The organism is Cellulomonas sp. SG140 (genome assembly GCF_025770785.1).
In the GTDB taxonomy this organism is placed as follows: Bacteria; Actinomycetota; Actinomycetes; order Actinomycetales; family Cellulomonadaceae; genus Cellulomonas.
The window spans coordinates 244613-262195 of the sequence record NZ_JANZLA010000004.1 but is presented as its reverse complement, the minus strand read 5'-3'; the positions used below and the strand labels follow the sequence as shown (position 1 = coordinate 262195).

The 17583-nt window shown below is 72.2% G+C and carries 21 protein-coding genes and 2 tRNA genes; 6 read left to right on the top strand and 17 right to left on the bottom strand.

All coding sequences use genetic code 11. From position 1 onward, the window contains the following. Positions 1-7: 7 nt before the first annotated feature. Positions 8-1273, bottom strand: coding sequence for an extracellular solute-binding protein (locus tag N0B34_RS09940; RefSeq protein ID WP_263731211.1), 1266 nt, complete (start codon positions 1271-1273; stop codon positions 8-10). Positions 1274-1309: 36 nt separating this feature from the next. Beyond that, entirely contained in the window at positions 1310-2365 is a 1056-nt protein-coding gene (locus N0B34_RS09935; RefSeq protein WP_263731210.1) for a LacI family DNA-binding transcriptional regulator, read from the bottom strand. A 153-nt stretch (positions 2366-2518) separates the two neighbouring features. On the opposite strand from N0B34_RS09935, the gene N0B34_RS09930 reads away from it, so the two are divergent. Then, positions 2519-4432: a glycogen debranching N-terminal domain-containing protein gene (locus N0B34_RS09930; RefSeq protein ID WP_263731209.1), complete on the top strand. Its 1914-nt coding sequence runs from the start codon at positions 2519-2521 to the stop codon at positions 4430-4432. Positions 4433-4460: 28 nt separating this feature from the next. Here the strand turns inward: N0B34_RS09930 and panD are convergent, their stop codons facing one another. From panD to N0B34_RS09910, 4 genes are all read right to left on the bottom strand, one after another. After that, positions 4461-4838 carry an aspartate 1-decarboxylase gene (gene panD, locus N0B34_RS09925; RefSeq protein WP_263731208.1) on the bottom strand — a complete coding sequence of 126 codons (378 nt, stop codon included), beginning with the start codon at positions 4836-4838 and terminating at the stop codon, positions 4461-4463. Positions 4839-4943: 105 nt separating this feature from the next. Beyond that, a tRNA-Ser gene (locus tag N0B34_RS09920) sits at positions 4944-5033 on the bottom strand. A gap of 55 nt (positions 5034-5088) precedes the next feature. After that, positions 5089-6357, bottom strand: a complete 1269-nt coding sequence (locus N0B34_RS09915) for a threonine/serine ThrE exporter family protein (protein ID WP_263731207.1) — start codon at positions 6355-6357, stop codon at positions 5089-5091. Between the two features lie 62 nt (positions 6358-6419). Next, a complete protein-coding gene (locus N0B34_RS09910) occupies positions 6420-6617 on the bottom strand; it encodes a hypothetical protein (RefSeq protein WP_263731206.1) in 198 nt (65 codons plus the stop codon). 176 nt (positions 6618-6793) lie between these two features. Here N0B34_RS09910 and N0B34_RS09905 point away from each other — a divergent pair, with 176 nt between their 5' ends. The 3 genes from N0B34_RS09905 to N0B34_RS09895 all read left to right on the top strand — a co-directional run bounded on the left by N0B34_RS09905 (position 6794) and on the right by N0B34_RS09895 (position 9203). Next, the gene (locus N0B34_RS09905; RefSeq protein WP_263731205.1) at positions 6794-7519 is read left to right on the top strand and encodes a class I SAM-dependent methyltransferase; all 726 of its coding nucleotides are present in this window, start codon (positions 6794-6796) and stop codon (positions 7517-7519) included. A gap of 16 nt (positions 7520-7535) precedes the next feature. After that, positions 7536-8516 carry a PIG-L family deacetylase gene (locus N0B34_RS09900; RefSeq protein ID WP_263731204.1) on the top strand — a complete coding sequence of 327 codons (981 nt, stop codon included), beginning with the start codon at positions 7536-7538 and terminating at the stop codon, positions 8514-8516. Positions 8517-8651: 135 nt separating this feature from the next. Further along, positions 8652-9203: a hypothetical protein gene (locus N0B34_RS09895; protein WP_263731203.1), complete on the top strand. Its 552-nt coding sequence runs from the start codon at positions 8652-8654 to the stop codon at positions 9201-9203. 273 nt (positions 9204-9476) lie between these two features. Here the strand turns inward: N0B34_RS09895 and N0B34_RS09890 are convergent, their stop codons facing one another. The 4 genes from N0B34_RS09890 to N0B34_RS09875 all read right to left on the bottom strand — a co-directional run bounded on the left by N0B34_RS09890 (position 9477) and on the right by N0B34_RS09875 (position 12109). Next, the gene (locus N0B34_RS09890; RefSeq protein WP_263731202.1) at positions 9477-10088 is read right to left on the bottom strand and encodes a hypothetical protein; all 612 of its coding nucleotides are present in this window, start codon (positions 10086-10088) and stop codon (positions 9477-9479) included. Next, the gene (locus N0B34_RS09885) at positions 10060-10779 is read right to left on the bottom strand and encodes a hypothetical protein (RefSeq protein ID WP_263731201.1); all 720 of its coding nucleotides are present in this window, start codon (positions 10777-10779) and stop codon (positions 10060-10062) included. The genes N0B34_RS09890 and N0B34_RS09885 overlap by 29 nt, the downstream gene beginning before the upstream one ends. 272 nt (positions 10780-11051) lie before the next feature. Beyond that, a complete protein-coding gene (locus tag N0B34_RS09880; protein ID WP_263731200.1) occupies positions 11052-11825 on the bottom strand; it encodes a hypothetical protein in 774 nt (257 codons plus the stop codon). A 196-nt stretch (positions 11826-12021) separates the two neighbouring features. Next, a tRNA-Ser gene (locus tag N0B34_RS09875) sits at positions 12022-12109 on the bottom strand. A gap of 47 nt (positions 12110-12156) precedes the next feature. Here N0B34_RS09875 and N0B34_RS09870 point away from each other — a divergent pair. Then, positions 12157-12882, top strand: coding sequence for a M50 family metallopeptidase (locus N0B34_RS09870; RefSeq protein WP_263731199.1), 726 nt, complete (start codon positions 12157-12159; stop codon positions 12880-12882). A 44-nt stretch (positions 12883-12926) separates the two neighbouring features. Here N0B34_RS09870 and N0B34_RS09865 read toward each other — a convergent pair whose 3' ends face one another. Next, positions 12927-13433, bottom strand: a complete 507-nt coding sequence (locus N0B34_RS09865) for a GNAT family N-acetyltransferase (protein WP_263731198.1) — start codon at positions 13431-13433, stop codon at positions 12927-12929. Next, positions 13430-13795, bottom strand: a complete 366-nt coding sequence (locus N0B34_RS09860) for an ArsR/SmtB family transcription factor (protein ID WP_263731197.1) — start codon at positions 13793-13795, stop codon at positions 13430-13432. Before N0B34_RS09860 ends, N0B34_RS09865 begins: the two co-directional genes overlap by 4 nt. A gap of 103 nt (positions 13796-13898) precedes the next feature. On the opposite strand from N0B34_RS09860, the gene arsM reads away from it, so the two are divergent. Beyond that, positions 13899-14666: an arsenite methyltransferase gene (arsM, locus tag N0B34_RS09855; protein WP_263731196.1), complete on the top strand. Its 768-nt coding sequence runs from the start codon at positions 13899-13901 to the stop codon at positions 14664-14666. On the opposite strand, the gene N0B34_RS09850 is transcribed toward arsM, so the two are convergent. From N0B34_RS09850 to N0B34_RS09830, 5 genes are all read right to left on the bottom strand, one after another. Then, positions 14660-15328: a histidine phosphatase family protein gene (locus N0B34_RS09850; protein WP_318529981.1), complete on the bottom strand. Its 669-nt coding sequence runs from the start codon at positions 15326-15328 to the stop codon at positions 14660-14662. The genes arsM and N0B34_RS09850 overlap by 7 nt on opposite strands. A gap of 86 nt (positions 15329-15414) precedes the next feature. Then, positions 15415-15897, bottom strand: coding sequence for a type II toxin-antitoxin system VapC family toxin (locus N0B34_RS09845; RefSeq protein WP_263731195.1), 483 nt, complete (start codon positions 15895-15897; stop codon positions 15415-15417). A 166-nt stretch (positions 15898-16063) separates the two neighbouring features. Then, positions 16064-16675 carry a GTP-binding protein gene (locus tag N0B34_RS09840; RefSeq protein WP_263731194.1) on the bottom strand — a complete coding sequence of 204 codons (612 nt, stop codon included), beginning with the start codon at positions 16673-16675 and terminating at the stop codon, positions 16064-16066. Continuing rightward, positions 16656-17033 carry a DUF742 domain-containing protein gene (locus N0B34_RS09835; protein WP_263731193.1) on the bottom strand — a complete coding sequence of 126 codons (378 nt, stop codon included), beginning with the start codon at positions 17031-17033 and terminating at the stop codon, positions 16656-16658. The genes N0B34_RS09840 and N0B34_RS09835 overlap by 20 nt, the downstream gene beginning before the upstream one ends. Before the next feature lie 13 nt (positions 17034-17046). Beyond that, complete coding sequence (locus tag N0B34_RS09830; protein ID WP_263731192.1) at positions 17047-17496, bottom strand: roadblock/LC7 domain-containing protein; 450 nt, start codon at positions 17494-17496, stop codon at positions 17047-17049. Positions 17497-17583: the final 87 nt, after the last annotated feature.

Genomic DNA, 17583 nt, shown 5'->3' with positions numbered 1-17583 from the left:
GTCTGCCTCAGGACAGGCCGGGCAGCGCCTGGAGGTTGGTCTGCACCTTGTCCAGGATCTGCTTGGGGTCGGTGCTGGACAGTCCGTCGAGCTGGGAGTCGAAGTTCTTGATCACGTCGCTGATGCCGGCCACGCTCGGGATCGACTTCGACGACGACGCGCTGTCCAGGAACGCCGTCTGCTCGGGGAACTGCTGCTTCCACTGGTCGGCGATCGACTGCACGCTCGGCATCACGCCGAACGCCTTGGCGAACCCGAGCTGCTGGTCCGGCTGGGTCAGGTACGTGACCAGGTCGAGCGCGCCGCCCTTGTTCTTCGACTGCGACGCCATGCCCCAGCCGCCGTCGTACTGGATGGTGCCCTCGCCCTTGGGGCCGGCGGGCAGCTTGACCACCTTGTACTTGACCGACGAGTAGTCCTTGGTCATCGCACCGGAGATCCAGTTGCCCTCGATGGTCATCGCGGCCTTCTGGGTGCCGAACGCCTCACCGCCCCATCCCGCACCGAGCTGGGAGGAGTACTTCATCACGCCGTCGGACAGCAGCTTCTTGGCGTAGGTCAGCCCCTGCACGTTCGCGTCCGAGCTCGCCGCGGCCTTGCCCTTGTCGTCCACCAGCCAGCCGCCGGCCTCGGCCATGAACACGCCGAGCCGCTCGAACTGGCCGGACACCGCCAGGCCCACGTGCTGGGGCGTCGTCAGCTTCTTCGCCACCGACTCCAGCTGGTCCCAGGTGGTCGGGTAGTCCTTGTCGGTCAGCCCCGCGGCGGTCCACATGTCCGTGTTGATCACCAGGGCCAGCGTCGAGAAGTCCTTGGGCGCGGCGTACTCCTTCCCGTTCACCGTGAACGCCTTGACCAGGGACGGGTAGAAGGAGTCCTTGTTCTTCAGCTGCGTCACGTAGGGCTCGAGCGAGCCGTTGCTCGCGTACGTCGCCACGGAGTCGTTGGTGACGTAGAACAGGTCCGGCGGGTTGCCGCCGGCGAAGCCCTGCGACAGCTGCTGGCCCAGGTCGGAGGCGACGTTCACGGTCGCCTGCGTGCCGGACTGCTTGGACCACGCGGCCACGGCGTCCTTGACGGCGTTGGTCTCCGCGTCGCCGGACGTGCCGATCAGGATGGTGAGCGGCTGGTGGTTGTCGGACGCCACGGCGGAGGACGAGGCCGAGGCGGCGGGTGAGCCGAAGCCGCCGCCGCTGCTGCTGCACGCGGCGAGGGTCGCGGTGGCCGTCAGTGCGGCAGCCGCGGCGAGGAGCGCTCTCCTGGTGATCTTCATCGATGTGCCTCTCTAGCGCGTCGGATGGTGGACGGGTCAGGGGTGCGCGGCCGGCGCCGGCACGGAGCTCTCGCGGACGACGAGCGTCGGCACCAGCAGGCCGGAGTCGGCCGGGTCGCTGGGCCGCCCGTCGAGCTGGGACAGCACGCTGTCCAGCGCCCAGCGAGCCGCCTGCTCCAGCGGCTGGCGCACGGAGGTGATGCCCAGAGCGGCGGCGGTCGGGCTGTCGTCGAACCCGACGACGGCGGCCTGCGCCCCCGCCGCCTGCACCGCGCCCCACGCACCGACGGCCAGGGAGTCGGAGGCGCAGACGAACGCCGTCGCACCCGCCTCGAGCAGGCGCCGCGCGGCCTCGGCACCGGACCGGATGCCGTCCGGCTGCGCGGAGTCCAGGGCGTGCCGGTGCCGCGCCGGCACACCGGCCGCGCTCATCGACTGCTCCCAGCCGCGGCGCCGCTCGTCACCGGTGCCGGAGCCGGCGGGCCAGCCGACGAACGCGATCTGGGTGTGGCCCAGGCTGCGCAGGTGCTCCGTCGCCTGGCTGGTGCCGGCGGCGCCGTCAACATCGGTCCACGCGTGCTGCGACTGCTTGCCCGATGCCTGCCGCGCCCACGGCCGGCCGAAGACGGCGAACGGCACGTTGCGCTCGGTCAGCCACCGGTACCGCGCGTCGTGCGCGTGGGTGCCGACCAGGACGAATGCGTCGACGCTGCGCGCCCGGGTCAGCCGCTCGAACTGACGCAGCTCCGCCTCGTCCGAGTCGGCGGTGTAGAGCATCACGCGGTGGTCGTGGGCCTCCGCGTCGCTGGTCAGCGAGTGCAGGAAGGTGTCGAGCACCAGGCCGCTGATGCCGTCCAGCACCGGGTCGAGGCGGTAGGCCAGCACGCCCGAGCGGGCGGTGCGCATCTGACGCGCGGCGGCGCTGCGGACGTAGCCGGTCTCCTCGATGGCGGCCAGCACGCGCTTGAGCGTGTCCGGCTGCAGGCGCTCGGGGCTGTTGAGGGCGTTGGAGACGGTCTGCCGCGAGACGCCGGCGTGGGCGGCGACGCTCGAGACGGTCGGACGACGCCCGTCGCTGCTGTCCGGCGCCATCGCCAGCTCCTCTCCATCAAGGGCCTTGCCAGGAGCTTTGATCGATCAACTAGGATCGCGACTGCGATTTGATTGATCAAATGCCCGGCGTGAGACACAGAGTCGGCCATCGAGTTCGTACTGTCAAGCGATGCCCGACGGGGAGCCTGAACCATGAGCGAGCACCTGCAGCCCTTCCTGCACGACCTCGAGCTCGTGTTCCGAGCGCCCACCCAGGCGTGGTCCGGGCCGGACGGGCAGATTCGCCGCTCGGCACCCGGCCGGGCCACCGTCCAGGGGGTGCTGCACTCCGACGTCCGGGTGCTCTGCGAGGCGGTGCTGACGGTCGACGGTGCCGAGGCGGAACCGGCCGGCACGCTCCGCGAGGGCGGGACGGTGACGTTCGTCGGTCTCCCCCGGCACGTCGACCAGCCCGGGGCGGACCCCACGGTGCGGCTGCTCCGCACCCGCAGCGCGGAGCCCGGGTCGGTGTCCGAGACCCTCGAGCTCCGGTGCGCCACCACCGAGCCGACCACGGCACGGCTGAGCGTGACGCTGTCGTCGGACATGGCCGCCATGGAGGTCATCAAGTCGGGCGGCACCAGCGACGCGGTGCCCGCGGTGCGCACGCCCTCCGGGCTCGTCTGGACGACGGACGACGTCACGGCCGCGGTTGAGGCCGAGGGTGCCGACGTCGACCTGGCGGACCGCGCTCGGCCCGTGCTGCGGTGGACGCTGACCGCGGCGGCCGGGCGGCCGGCCCGCGTCACCTGGCGGCTGGTGGTGCACGACTCGATCGCGGTGGTGACGGGGGTGCGGACACCGTCGCCGCTGGTCGTACCGGCGATCGACGCCTCCGCCGACCTACGACCCCGGCGGTTCCTCGACCAGTCCCTCGCCGACCTGGACCGCCTGCGCATGGCCCTGCCGTCGCTGCCGGACCAGGAGTTCCTCGCCGCCGGCGCACCGTGGTTCTTCACGCTGTTCGGCCGCGACTCCCTGTGGGCGGCCCGCTTCCTGCTCCCCCTCGGCACCGAGCTGGCGGAGGGGACGCTCACCGTGCTGGCGTCGTTGCAAGGCACCGCCGACGACCCGGCCTCCCAGGAGGAGCCCGGCAAGATCCTGCACGAGCTGCGCCGCGCCGCGCTGACCCTGCCGTCGGACGGCCTCGCCCTGCCGCCCGTCTACTACGGCACCGTCGACGCCACCCCGCTGTGGGTGTGCGTGCTGCACGACGCCTGGCGTGCCGGCATGCCGACCGAGAACGTCGGCCGCCTGCTCCCCCACGCCGAGCGCGCGCTGGCGTGGACCGTGGCCCGTGCCCGCGCCGGCTACCTCGCCTACCAGGACACCACCGGCCACGGTCTGGCCAACCAGGGCTGGAAGGACTCCGGCGACTCCATCCAGCTCCGCGACGGTCGGCTGGCGGAGGGCCCGATCGAGCTGTGCGAGGTGCAGGCCTACGCCCACGAGGCGCTGGTGCACGGGGCGGACCTGTTCGAGGCGTTCGGGCACCCGGGCGTGGACGCGGACGGCACCACGCCGGACGCCCTGCGCGCGGCGGCCGCCGACCTGGCCGAGCGGTTCCGCCGGGACTTCTGGCTGGAGGACGAGCACGGTCCGTACGTCGCCATCGCCCTGGACGGCCGGGGCGCGCCGGTGGACACCGTCACGTCGAACATGGGGCACCTGCCGGGCACGGGCCTGCTGCGTCCCGACGAGGAGGACGTGGTCGCCCGACGGCTGGTGCACCCCGAGCTGAGCTCCGGCTTCGGCCTGCGCACGATGGCCACGTCGAGCGCAGGCTACTGGCCGCTGAAGTACCACGGCGGCTCCGTCTGGGCGCACGACACGGCGATCGCCGTCCGGGGGCTGCTCGCATCCGGCCACCGCGCGCAGGCGCAGCTGCTGGCCGAGGGCCTGCTGCGCGCCGCGGAGTCGTTCGGCTACCGCGTCCCCGAGCTCTACTCCGGCGACCCGGCCACCGGCCCGACCCCGCACGCCCTGCCGTACCCGGCAGCCTGCCGACCGCAGGCCTGGTCCGCGGCCTCCGCCGTGGTGGTGGCCCAGGCGCTCGGGCTGCTCTAGGCGCGGCGGACGCGTGGGCGAGGGCCCGTCAGACCCGCGCGGCCACCGTCGGCACGATCGCGTTCTGCTCGTCGAGCACCACGACCCGCGGCACGTGCCGGTGCGCGTCCTCGTCGCTCATCGAGCCGTACGCCACGATGATCACGCGGTCGCCGACGTCCACCAGGTGCGCCGCGGCGCCGTTGATCTGGATGTCCCGGCCGCCGCGCGGTCCCGGGATGGCGTAGGTCGTCAGGCGGGCGCCGTTGGTGATGTCCAGCACGTCCACCTGCTGGTTCGGCAGCAGGTCGGCCGCCTCCATCAGCTCCTCGTCGACGGTGATCGAGCCGACGTACTCCAGGTCGGCCTGCGTCACCGTGGCGCGGTGGAGCTTGGACAGCATCATCGGCCGCTGCAACGTGCTCATGGCGCGGATCCTATGCGCGATGCCTGACGGCACCCTGGGACGGCCGGGCGCGAGAGAGGCCAGCGCACCGGGTGGTGGCTGGCCTCGTCACGAGCGGAGCAAGAGCGGAGACGGTGGGATTTGAACCCACGGAAGGGGAGACCCCTTCACGGCCTTAGCAGGGCCGCGCACTAGACCTGGCTATGCGACGTCTCCAAGACGGTGGACAGGCTACAGGTGCGTTCGCCGTCCGACCAAAGCGGTGGTGAGGCTAGTGCTCGAAGCCCCACTCACGGTCGGTGAGCATGCGGGCGATGGCGAGCCCGACGGCGAGCGCGGTGACGATCAGCGCGGCCGAGACGCCGTACCCCAGCGCCTGCATCGTGTCGCCGTTGCTGATGTAGTACACGGCGCGGTAGGCCGGGACGCCCGGCACCATGATCGTCACGGCCGGGACGTACACGGTGATCCGGGGGACGTTCATCCTCGGGGCGATCCAGGCGGCCAGCAGGCCGATCAGGCAGGCAGCGACCGCGGCGGCGGCCTGCGGCGGCCAGCCCGCCAGCGTCACGGCGGCGATCCGCAGCGTGTTGGGGATCATCGCGACGAGCGCCGCGACCACCGCCATCCGCCACGGGCTGTTGAACATCAGCGCGAAGCCGAGCACGCCCACCGCGGACGCCAGCACCCGCAGCGCCATCAGCGCCGGCAGCCCCATCGCCATCGCGCGCGGCGGGTCGGGGCTCAGCCCGACGATGATCGACACGCCCCAGATGGCGAACGCGGCGGAGACGAAGATCATCAGCGCCCAGGTCAGCCGCGCCACCCCTGCCGAGAAGTCGAGCTTGGCCAGGTCCAGCGCACCCGTGACCAGCGGGAAGCCCGGCACCAGGAACAGCGCCGCCGCCACGTACCCCGCCTCGTGCACGCCGCCGGTCAACCCCGCCCAGTGCAGCAGCTGCACGAACCACAGGTACACGACGCTCGACAGCGCCGCGGCCAGCATCGTCACGCCGAACTGGTTGAACCCCTTGTGCAGCAGCACCCGACGCAGCCCCTGCCCCACCCCGGCACCGAGGAACGCACCGATGATCTCGATGGGGCCCGCGTTGTTGAGGAAGGCGAACGCCGCGCACGCGAGCGCCGCCCAGAGCGCGTTGAGGACGACGGGGTACAGCGGGGGCTTCGCCGCGATGCGGTCCACCTCGGCGCTGACCTCGTCGATCGTCACCTTGCCGCGAGCCTCGAGGCGCTGGGCCATCCACTCCAGCTCGGCGAGCCGGTCCGTGTTGACCCCGAGCGAGCGGACCTCGGCGACCTCGGTGCGGAACGAGCGGCCGCGGTGCGACGTCGTCGTGATCTCGGTCAGCGTGACGTGGGCCTCGTGGCGGTCGACGTCGAGCGCGCGCGCGACCCGGGCCATCGAGGCCTTCACCCGGTAGGAGCCGGTCCCGGCGGACAGGCTGAGCTTGCCGACCCGCAGCACGACGCCGGAGCGTCGGATCAGGTCGAGCTCGTCGTCGTCTGGCTCGGTGGGCACGGCACCATGATGACGGCCGTCATCGGGCCCCCACGGGACGTCTGGCCCGGCCCGGCCGCCGGTCAGGCGGTCTCCAGCGCCCGCTGCACACGTTCGAGCGTGCGCACGTCCGGCGTCATGCCGAGACAGGTGAGCGCCACCGCCAGCTCGCCCCAGCTGGCCGGCCTGACGGCCGTCGCGCGCACCAGGCGCGCAGCGCGCTGCACCGCGTCCGCCGAGGCAGCCGGCGGCCGCAGTGCGTGCCGACCGTCCCGCTGCATGCACGGGACCGTAGCGGGGCGGTGCCCGTTCCGTCACGTTCGGGGGATTCCTCCCGTCCGGGTGTGCGGGCTACCGCCCGGACGCGGCCGTCGGGACAGCCCACGCCAGTAATCTTCGCCGAGGGGTCGGCGGCCCACCGCCACCGCCCCGGACCCCACCCACGTCGGAGGCTCACGTGCACCACCACGGACCCGCGGAGCCGGGTCACCACCACGGCTCCCCCACCGGTGACCCGCAGCGGATCGCCGCGGTGTGGCCGTGGGTGCGCGGACAGCTGGCACCCACCACCGGCCCGGTGCTCGAGGTGGGCTGCGGGCCCATCGGCGGGTTCGTCCCCGCGCTGCTCGCCGAGGGCCGTGACGCAGTCGGCGTCGACCCGGTCGCCCCGGACGGCCCCGCGTACCGGCAGGTCACGGTCGAGGACGTCGCGCCGGACGGCTCGTTCGGCGCGGTGGTGGCGTGCGCGTCGCTGCACCACGTGCGCGACCTGGACGCCCTGGCCGACCGCCTCGCCGGGGTGCTGCGGCCCGGCGGTCGGGTGGTGGTGGTCGAGTGGGCGTGGGAGCGCATCGACGCCGCGACCGTGCAGTGGTGCTTCGAGCGGTTGCCGGAGGGGTCCGCGGACAGCTGGCTCGGTCGGCAGCGGACGTCCTGGCAGGAGAGCGGTCTGCCGTGGGACGAGTACGTGCGGCAGTGGGCCGTCGCCGAGGACCTGCAGCCGGGCGCGGGGGTGGCTCAGGCCCTGGCACGCCGGTTCCGGACCGTGGTCGAGGAGGACGTGCCGTACTTCCACCCGTACCTGACGGTCGACGAGCCCGCCGAGCGGGCGGCGGCGGCCGCCGGCGAGATCCAGCTGGTCGGGGTCCGGTGGGTCGGCGTGCTGGACGACGGGCTGCGCTGAGGGCAAGGTGGCCGGGATGGGCGTCAGGGGGCGGCGCGGCGTGACACGCGCCTCGGTGGGGCGGGCGGTGGCGATCGTCGCGGTCGCGTCCCTGCTGGTGCTCAGCGCCGCCCAGGGTGAGGGCGCGGTGCTGGCGCCGACGTGGGGCACGTCCGCCGAGGCCGCCGCCACGGTCCCCGCCGGTCCGGTCAGCTGCCACGACGGCGCGATGCAGATCGTGGCGCACGAGGACGACGACCTGCTGTTCCTCAGCCCCGACCTGCTGCACGACGTCCAGTCGGGTCGATGCGTGCGCACCGTCGTCGTGACCGCGGGAGACGCCGCGCAGGGGACGGCGTACTGGAAGTCGCGCGAGCGCGGCAGCCGGGCGGCGTACGCCGAGATGGCCGGCGTACGGGACGCGTGGACGACGACGGACGCCGGCGTGCCCGGGCACCCGATCCCCCTGCTCACGCTCACGGCCGACCCACGCATCTCGATCGCCTTCCTGCGCCTGCCCGACGGCAACCGGCGCGGCACCGGCATGCGGGTGCACGACCACGAGAGCCTGATGCGCCTCTGGCAGGGCGCGATCCCGACGATCACCGCCGTCGACGGCTCGTCGACCTACACCGCCGACACGTTGACCTCGACGCTGACCGCACTGGTGGACGCCTTCGCGCCGACGACCGTCCGCACCCAGGACTGGACCATCCCCTTCCAGACCGGCGACAACGCCGACCACACCGCCACCGCGTTGTTCGTGCGCTCGGCCGACCACGCCGTCACCTCGGCGCACGTGCTGCTCTCCTACGGCGGCTACCCGATCTGGACCCGACCCACCGTGGTCCACGGCGCCGACCTGCGGGACAAGACGGCCGCGTTCGTCGCCTACGCGCACCACGACCCGCTCATGTGCCTGGAGCCGTGGTGCGCGGACTCCGTGGTGGCGGCGCTGCGGCTCAGCCGCCAGTACGTGGTGGCCTCGCAGACCACGGTCGGTCCCGGCGCCGGTTGAGCACGCTCGGCGAACGGTCGCCGGAGAAGCGGCACGGGCGGCGCGTCTAGGCTGCTCCCCTGGGACCGGGGCGCCAGGCGTCCGCACGACGGACGGTCGACGGCCCCGCACACGAACCCGCTCGGACGGAGGCCCATGCTCGACGTCGTCTTCCGCCGGCACCACCGACGGACGAACGTCGTCGTGGCGGCCGGCCTGGCGCTTGCCGTCGCCGGCACGCTGACGGCGTGCGGCTCGGTGTCGAAGAAGCCGACGCAGCCCGAGGCGGCCGTCAGCACCCCGCCGACCAGCACCGGCGACATCGCCGCGGCCATCCACCTGGCCGACCTGCAGAACGCCGAGCGGCCGGACACGGTGTTCTCCGCCGGCGCGACGCCGACGTTCACGCTGGTGGACGGCGAGGCGAAGATCACGCCGCTGCACGGCTCGAACGCCAAGCAGTGGGCGCCGGGCAACTACCGGCTGGTGGTGCGGTGCATCGGCACCGGCACCCTGACCGTGGAGCTGCAGATCGGCGAGTACCTGACCTGGACCACGCTGCCGGCCTGCAGCGCGACGTCGTCGCCCGGGGTCATGGGCCTGACGCTGCCGCGGCGCGGCACCGGGATGTCCGTGACGATCACGCCGAGCGTGGACACCCGCGCGGCGGTCGCCTACCAGGTCCGGCTGATGGCACCGCCCGACTGACGGTCCCGGCGGCCCCGGTCCGGCGACCCGGGTGGTGGTGCGTGGTGCATGGCGGAGGGCAAGGGATTCGAACCCTTGGTGGGTTGCCCCACAACGGTTTTCAAGTCACGGCGCAGGCCTGCGGATGGGTCGAGATCTGTCGGCCCGCGTGCGTGCTATCCGGATCTTCGGTGCTGAGTGAAGCCCGGGAGCGCGCGTCCGTGAAGTTCCCTGGCGGACCGTTGCCTAGCGCGGCCCTAACAAGAGCGCCGCAGTCGCAGGGATGCTCTGGCGCTACTCGCCAGAGCGGTCGCGCCGCTCGATCTCGGCGAGGCGCCCTTGACCCTTGGCGATCGCCTCGGCCTTGCGGCGCGCGAGGTCTTCGGCCCGTTGGTTGTTCTCGACGTGCTGCACGAGCTGGCCGACGACTTGCACGCATCCCAAGATCGCCCAGACCAGGAGGGCGAGGGGCACCCCGGCATCTGCCCATCGAAGGATCGGAGGGGTGTGCGCCAAGGCAGGCCACAGGATCGCGGCAACGAGCGCCGTCACGCTCGCAGCCGCCGAGAGGCCGACGACTTGCCGGTAGGGCACAAGAGTCCCCGCGATGCCGCCCGGCACCCGCGCCAACATGGCGCGGTACGCCGTGCCGAATACGCCCAACAACACGGTCATGGCCGTCAGGACCAGAGCACCCAGAGCAGCGGCGATGCCCGAGGCTGCCAGCAGGACAGTCGTCACCTGGCCGGCAACGTCGGAGTACTTCACCGGCAGGCCGCCGAGCACCAAACCCACGGGTACGCCGACGTAGAAGTCCGGTGATACGAAAAGGGCCACGAACCGCCGCCACCATCGCGGGGCACGCACGGTACCGACCTCAGTCGGTGTCGTGGCCCGGTCGTCCACGCAGATCAGTCTCCTCCCGAACGATGGGGGCGACTAGGCGGCCGCGCAGAACCTCGCGGGACACCTCCCCCGTGCTCGGGTCGGCCTCTACCTCGTCGCTCGTCTCTTCCGTGCCCAACTTCGTGTCGTACACCGTCTCACGGAGCCCCGACACGTCCTCGGCGATCCCTGTGTAGCGAGCCTCGCCGTACCCTCGGTCGACTACGTGGTGCTCGGTCTGGGCGATGAAATCGGCATTGAGGTTCAATCCGCCTTCGTTCCGGAGTTCAAGGTTGATGACCTCGGCCTCGGCCTGTTCCATGACAGTTTGGAGATCAGGCGCGCCGGCCCAGTGCGGATTCGGGATTTTCGCCGTGAATCGGACTTCGGTGATCTTGACGACCGTCGCCTTCCAGTCGGAGAGGGTCATCGGCCGGCCAGCACCGTGGATCGTCCATTTGCCGTCGCCGGTCTCGGCCAACAACTTCTCGAAGGCGCCGATGAGGGAGTTCACCCTGATGGCCGGCGGCCGGACTTGGACAACGGCACTTAGCACAGCGAGGTCAACAGCGAACGGCGCTGTAACCCCCGCCGGGATCGCGTACTCGACGAAGTCGCTGGTTGCGTCGTCCCAGAGCTCGGCGGTACCACCCTCACCGCGGAAGCCGATCCGTCCGCTGAGGACCTCTTGGTCAAGTTCCGTCGGTCCCACGATCCATTCGCGCCCGTAGCGCTCAGTGCGGTTTCCACGAGACAACGCGCGAAGCAGGGCCTCCCTCGGCTCGAAGAACAGGCTTGGCTGGTCTGGCGGTAGCAGCCGCAGTCTTAAGATTCGGCCAGTTCGCCCCCGTGACATGGCTCAGACGCTATCGCCTCGGCAAACGACACCCGAGGATGCTGACCGTCAGCGTTCCTTCCGACACACCGGCAGTGTGCGAGACGTAGCCGCACCCCGCCGCCCACTCCCGTGAATCTCGTTCCGCATCAGTCGGTACCTTCGGTTGCCCCACCTCCCTGGTCGACCGGGTGTGTCCAGGCTGGCTTGAGGCTGCCGTCCCGGTTTCTCGGCTCGATCGTCCGGTCCTCCGTGACGCGCTTGCGAAACCAGGCGAAGAAGATCGGCACTGCGACGACTGCCGCGACTACGAGCAGTAGCGGGATCTCCGCCGGCACGGCGACCTTCGCGGCCAACATGGAGGCGCCTGCAACGCCTCCGGCGAGCGCGACGCACGTCGCGTATGCCCACAAAAACTCGTCTCGCCTGCCGCTCTCCATCCGAGCCAAGATGTCCGTGTAGGCCCGAATGGGGGTGACACCCTTGCGGTAGCAGCGGGCGACGCGGGCGCGTTCGCGGGCCAGGTTCAGACACATCACGAGGCCCTGCACCCCGATGGCCGCTGCTCCAAGCGAGCCGAGTACGACAGCCGCCAGGGATTGGTCCGGTCGCTTGGCGACGAGCAACCAGTAGTTCGCGACCACGGCCATACTGGCGAGCGGGAACAGGGCCGGGCCAGCAAACCTCCACCCCGGCACCGCGTCGCGAGCCAGCAGCCTTCCGACCGTTTCCGTGTGAAGACTCACCAGCACTGCTTTACGTCCATCATCAGGAGCGCTGCTCAGCGCTCCCCGGAGCGTCGCCTCTAGGTTCCTCAGCCGCGCACCGCTCGTCAGGTGCTCGATCCCGAGGATCACCGCCATCAACGAGGCCGCAGCGGCGATGATTGCAGTGACTATCGTCACGCTGTTCCCACCGGTCACGCGTGAATCCTGGCGCACTCGTGCGGCTCACGACGCCAAGCTGGCGTCCCGCTGTTGGGCAGCGCCAGAGCGAGCCCATCCGCGCCTGCGGAGGGACCGCGACGGTTCCCTAGCAGTTCCCCTAGCACCGAGCGACCGGCGAGCCCTCTCCGCGAGGCGGCTACGGGCTCGACAGGTGTCCCACCAGGGCGAACGATGGCGGAGGGCAAGGGATTCGAACCCTTGGTGGGTTACCCCACAACGGTTTTCAAGACCGTCGCCTTCGGCCGCTCAGCCAGCCCTCCAGGTGTGCCGGACGCTAGCAGACCCCTCGACGTGCTGAGGTAGGGCCGTGCCTTCCTGGATCACCGACCTGTGGCGCGCCGCCACGTCCCCGCAGCCCGCGCCGTCCGCGGCCGTCGTGCTCGGCACCGCCGCCGCAGCACTGCTGCTGCTCGGCGTCCCGACGGCCTGGCACGCCCTGCGGCACCTGGTGACGATCGTGCACGAGGCGGGTCACGCGACCGTGGCGGTGCTGGCCGGGCGCCGGCTGTCCGGCATCCGCGTGCACTCGGACACCTCGGGGCTGACCACCTCTCGCGGCGCCCCGCGCGGGCCGGGGATGGTGCTGACGCTGGCGGCCGGGTACCCGGCACCGGCGATCCTCGGGATCGGGGTCGCGGCGCTCGTGGCCCGCGGGTACGCCGTCGGGGCCCTGTGGCTGCTGCTGGTGCTGCTCGCCCTCGTCCTGGTGCAGATCCGCAACCTGTACGGGCTGTGGGCGGTGCTGGCGACCGCCGCGGTGCTGGTGGGCATCACGGGCTGGGCGCCGGTGACGTGGCAGGTGGCGGCGGGCCACCTGGCGGCGTGGGTGCTGCTGCTCGGAGCGCCCCGGGCGGTGCTCGAGGTCGCGTCGTCCCGACGAGGACGGCGGCACGACGGGTCCGACCCGGGACAGCTGGCCGTGCTGACCCATGTGCCCGGCGGGCTGTGGGTCCTGCTGTTCGGCCTGGTCACCGTGGGTGCGGCGGTGCTGGCCGGGCGGTGGTTGCTGGTCGGCAGCCACCTGATCGGCTGACCCGAGCCGACCCGAGCCGGAGCGTCAGCCCGGCAGCCGGTGCGTCAGTCCGGCAGCCGGTGCTCCAGCAGCACGACGTCGCGCCACTGCCCCGCCATCGGGCCGTAGCTCATGCGCCCGAGCCGGCTGCGGGTGCCGACGGTCCGGAAGCCCGCCGCGGCGTGCAACGCGATGCTGGCGGTGTTCTCGGGGAACACCCCCGACTGCACGGTCCACACGCCCGCCTCCGCCGTCGAGCGCAGCAGCCCGTCGAGCAGCGTCCGGCCCACCCCGCGCCCGCGGGCGTCCGGGTGCACGTACACCGAGTGCTCCACGACGCCGGCGTAGACGCACCGGTCGGACACGGGGCTCGCCGCGACCCAGCCGAGCACGGTGCCGTCGTCGTCCAGCGCCACCAGCCGGTGCTCCGCCAGCTTGCCCGCGTCGAACTTCTCCCACGTCGGCGGCTCGGACTCGAACGTCGCGTTGCCGGTGGCGATGCCGGCCGCGTAGATGTCCCGCACCTGCGGCCAGTGGTCGGCCGTCAGCGGGGCGAGGCGGACCGCGGTCATGCCCGTGCGCCCGGCGTGAGCACCTCGGCGATCGCGGCGAGCGCCTCCGGGACCACGGCGTAGTACGCCCAGGTGGAGCGCTTCTCGCGGGTCAGCAGGCCGGCGTCGTGCAGCACCTTGAGGTGGTGGGACACGGTGGGCTGCGACAGGCCCAGGGGTTCGGTCAGGTCGCACACGCAGGCCTCGCCCGCCGGGCTGGCGGCGAGCATCGAGACGAGGCGCAGCCGGGCCGGGTCGGCGAGCGCCTTCATGCGGTGCGACAGGGTGACGGCCTGCTCGGCGGTCAGCGGCGCCTGGGTGAGCGGTTCGCAGCAGGCGGCGGACGACGAGCCCTGGATGACGGGGAGCTGGACGACGGTCACGCGTCCATGATGCCGCAAGGATCGATGGCTGTCACCATTGACATCGGTCGATGGTTGTGTCACCTTCCAAGGCATAGACGGACATCGATCGATGGAGGTTGTGATGAGCCAGACGGGTGCAGAGTCGCTCCGCGCGCAGGTGCGGGCCCACTACGGCCAGGCGGCGACGGAGGCGTCGGCGTGCTGCTCCCCCGCCGCGTCATCGTGCTGCTCGACCCTCGACGCCGGGCCGAGCCCCTTCTACGGCGCCGAGGACCGCGCACAGCTGCCGGTCGCGGCCGTCCGCGCGTCCCTCGGCTGCGGCAACCCGCTCGCCGTCGCGCAGCTGCAGCCCGGTGACCGGGTGCTCGACCTCGGGTCCGGCGGCGGCATCGACGTGCTGCTGTCGGCGCGTCGCGTCGGCCCGACGGGCTACGTCTACGGCGTCGACATGACCCCGGAGATGCTCGCGCTCGCCCGCGCCAACGCCGCCGAGGCGGGAGCGACCAACGTGGAGTTCCGGGCCGGGACCATCGAGGAGCTGCCGCTGCCCGACGCCGCCGTCGACGTGGTGATCTCCAACTGCGTGATCAACCTGTCGGTCGACAAGGCGGCCGTGCTGCGCGAGGCGTTCCGGGTGCTGGCGCCGGGCGGTCGGTTCGGGGTGTCGGACGTGGTCGCCGAGGACCACCTGACCCCCGCGGACCGTGCCGAGCGCGGCAGCTACGCCGGCTGCGTCGCCGGGGCGCTGTCTCGCGGCGAGTACCTGGACGGCCTTCAGGCGGCCGGGTTCGTCGACACCAGCGTCGAGTTCATGGACGAGGCGGCCGACGGCATGCACAACGCCGTCATCCGGGCGCGCAAGCCCGTCGCTCAGGAGGCCGATCAGTAGGCCGCGGGAGCGCCCGTGGGGTCCGCGCCGACCGACTGGACGGCCGGGCCCCCGAGCGCCTCGCCCTCCCACGCCGTGACCAGCCAGCCGTCGGCGCTGCTGCCCTCGAGCACCACCGCACCCGTGTTCGTCAGCGGCCGGGCCGCCGCGAACTCCGCGTCCACGTTGGTCGACCGGCCGGCGACCCACACCCGGATCGCGGTGCCGTGGCTGACCGCGACGGCGCATCCGGCCCCCGCCGCCTCGATGGTCGCCACCGCCTCGTCGTACCGCGCGAAGAACTCCCGTCCCCCCGCCGCACCGGGCATCACCGTGTCCAGCTGCCCGTCCGCCCACCCGAACGCCGTGCCCTGGTAGCGCTCGACGCTGGGACGGTCGGACCGCATCGTCAGGTCACCGGCGTCCACCTCGCGCAGCCCGGGCAGCACCGTCACCGGAAGGCCGCGGGCCGCCGAGAGCGGTGCGACGGTGCGCTGGGTGCGGATCATCGTCGAGGCGAACAGCGCCGCGACCGGCTCGTCGGCCAGCGCCTCGGTCAGAGCGGCGGCCTGCTGCGCACCCAGGGCGGTCAGCTCCGGCCCGGGAGTGGTGGTCTCCAGCTCGCCGCGCACGTTCGCGGCGATCTGGCCATGGCGGACGAGGATGAGACGCAGCGGGATCACTCCAGACAGGTGGCGGCTCGACGATTTTCCCACAGCCGCCGACGGGCCCCTCCGGTCGACGGTCCCGGCCGCCGGTCCCGCACCGCTCAGCCGACCCGCTCCCACCACCGGTCCGGCCAGCCCGGGGACACCACCACCAGCCCGTGCAGCACGCACACGCGCGCCAGGTCCGTGTCGTAGGTCGCCACCGTCCGCACGTCCGGGTGCGCCAGCGCCGCGCCCAGGTGCAGGGCGACGAACGGCGGCAGCACGGCCGAGACCCGGGACGCCGCCTTCAGCGCCTGGTCCGAGAACCGGACGACGTCCACCTGCTCTGTCGCGGCATCGGCCTGGTCCCGCGCCGGCCTACCGAGCAGCTGCGCGACCCGCTTCAGCTCGGTCACGCCGAGCACCGACGTCACCAGGTCGCCCTGCCGACCGGCGACGAACTGCCCCCACGCCGCACGCTCGGGCGCACCCTCGAGGAACCGGCTCAGCGCCGAACCGTCCACGTAGACCAGGTCACGCGGCGGCGCCGGCCGCCCCACCCAGCCGTCCGCCTCGGCGGCCGTGCGCGGGCTCGGGATCACCGCTCCATTCTCGTCCGGCACCGGGCTGCCCCCGGACGGCACCCAGCCGCCTTCGGACGACACCGAGCCGCCTTCGGACGACACGGGACCGTCCCCGGACGACGACGGCCGGCCCCCGGAGGGACCGGCCGTCATGGTCGTGCGAGGTGCGTCGGGCGCTGCGTGCTCAGCGTGCGCGCAGGCGGGCCATCGCCAGCTGCACCAGGGCGATCAGCGCCTGCTTGGTCGCGGCCCGCGAACGCGCGTCGGTGTACAGCACCGGCACGTGCGGCGGGATCGCCAGCGCCTCGCGCACGTCCTCCAGGGCGTGCTTGGCGACGCCGTCGAAGCAGTTGACACCCACGACGAACGGGATGCCACGGCTCTCGAAGTAGTCGACCGCCGGGAAGCACTGGTCGAGCCGGTCGGTGTCGACCAGCACCACGGCACCGATCGCGCCGCGGACCAGGTCGTCCCACATGAACAGGAAGCGGTCCTGCCCAGGGGTGCCGAACAGGTACAGCCACAGGGAGCCCGGCAGCGCGATGCGGCCGAAGTCCATGGCGACCGTGGTGGTGGTCTTCCGGTCGGACACGCCACCGGCGTCGTCGACGCCGACGGAGTGCTCGGTCATCGCGGCCTCGGTGTTGAGGGGCTCGATGTCCGAGATGGACCCGATGAAGGTCGTCTTGCCGACGGCGAAGCCGCCCGCGACGACGATCTTGACGACAGTGGGTGCGGTGGACGCGGCCTGTCCCGTCGGAGCGGCGACGGCGGCGTCAGAGGGCGGAAATGCCATTGAGAACACTCTCCAGCACGCTCAGGGACAGGGCGGGGGACTCACCGGTGTTCACTTCCACCGGCTGCGAGGTGTGCACACGGACGAACTGCTGGTCGGCGAGGTCGGACACGAGGATCCGGATCACGCCGAGCGGGAGGTGGAGCAGGGCCGACAGCTCTGCCACGGAGATGTAGCCGACCGAGGCGTGGTGCAGGATCGCGCGCTTCTCGGGCGGCAGACCGGTGCCGGCGACGGCCCCGGGCATCTGCTCGACAAGGGCTTCCAGCGGCAGGTCGGACCGTGCCGACTTCACCCGGCCACCGGTGACGGCGTAGGGCCGTACCGTCCGGGCCTCGTACTCGAGGTGCTCTGCCATGGTCAGGCTCCGCTCAGGCGACGGGGGCGCGGGTAGCACCGTCGACGGGGAGCTGGCCGCGCATCTCCGAGATCAGCTGCGGCGTGAGCGTCGCCTCGGTACGGGAGACGAGCATCGCCATCTCGTAGCCGATCAGGCCCACGTCGCACGTGGAGTCTGCCACCACGGCCAGGACGGACCCGTTGGACACGCTCATCAGGAAGAGGAACAGGTTGTCCATCTCGACGATGGCCTGCCGCACCTCCCCGGCGTGCAGCTGGCGCGAGGCGCCACGGGTCAGGCTCGACATGCCCGAGACGATGGCCGCGAGCTGGTCGCCGCTGGTGCGGTCGAGCTGCTCGGACATCGCCATGAGCAGACCGTCGGCCGACACCACCAACGTGTGGCGGGTGCCGGGCACGGTCCGGACGAAGTTGTCCAGGAGCCAGCCGAAGTTGGCTGCCTCGGTGCTGAGCGCGGTCACACTTCCTCCTTGATGGTGCAGTCGGGACGGACTGCTGTGCAGCCGACCCCCGGTGTGGTGCGGGGGACGTGGTGGGTGGGTCGAAGG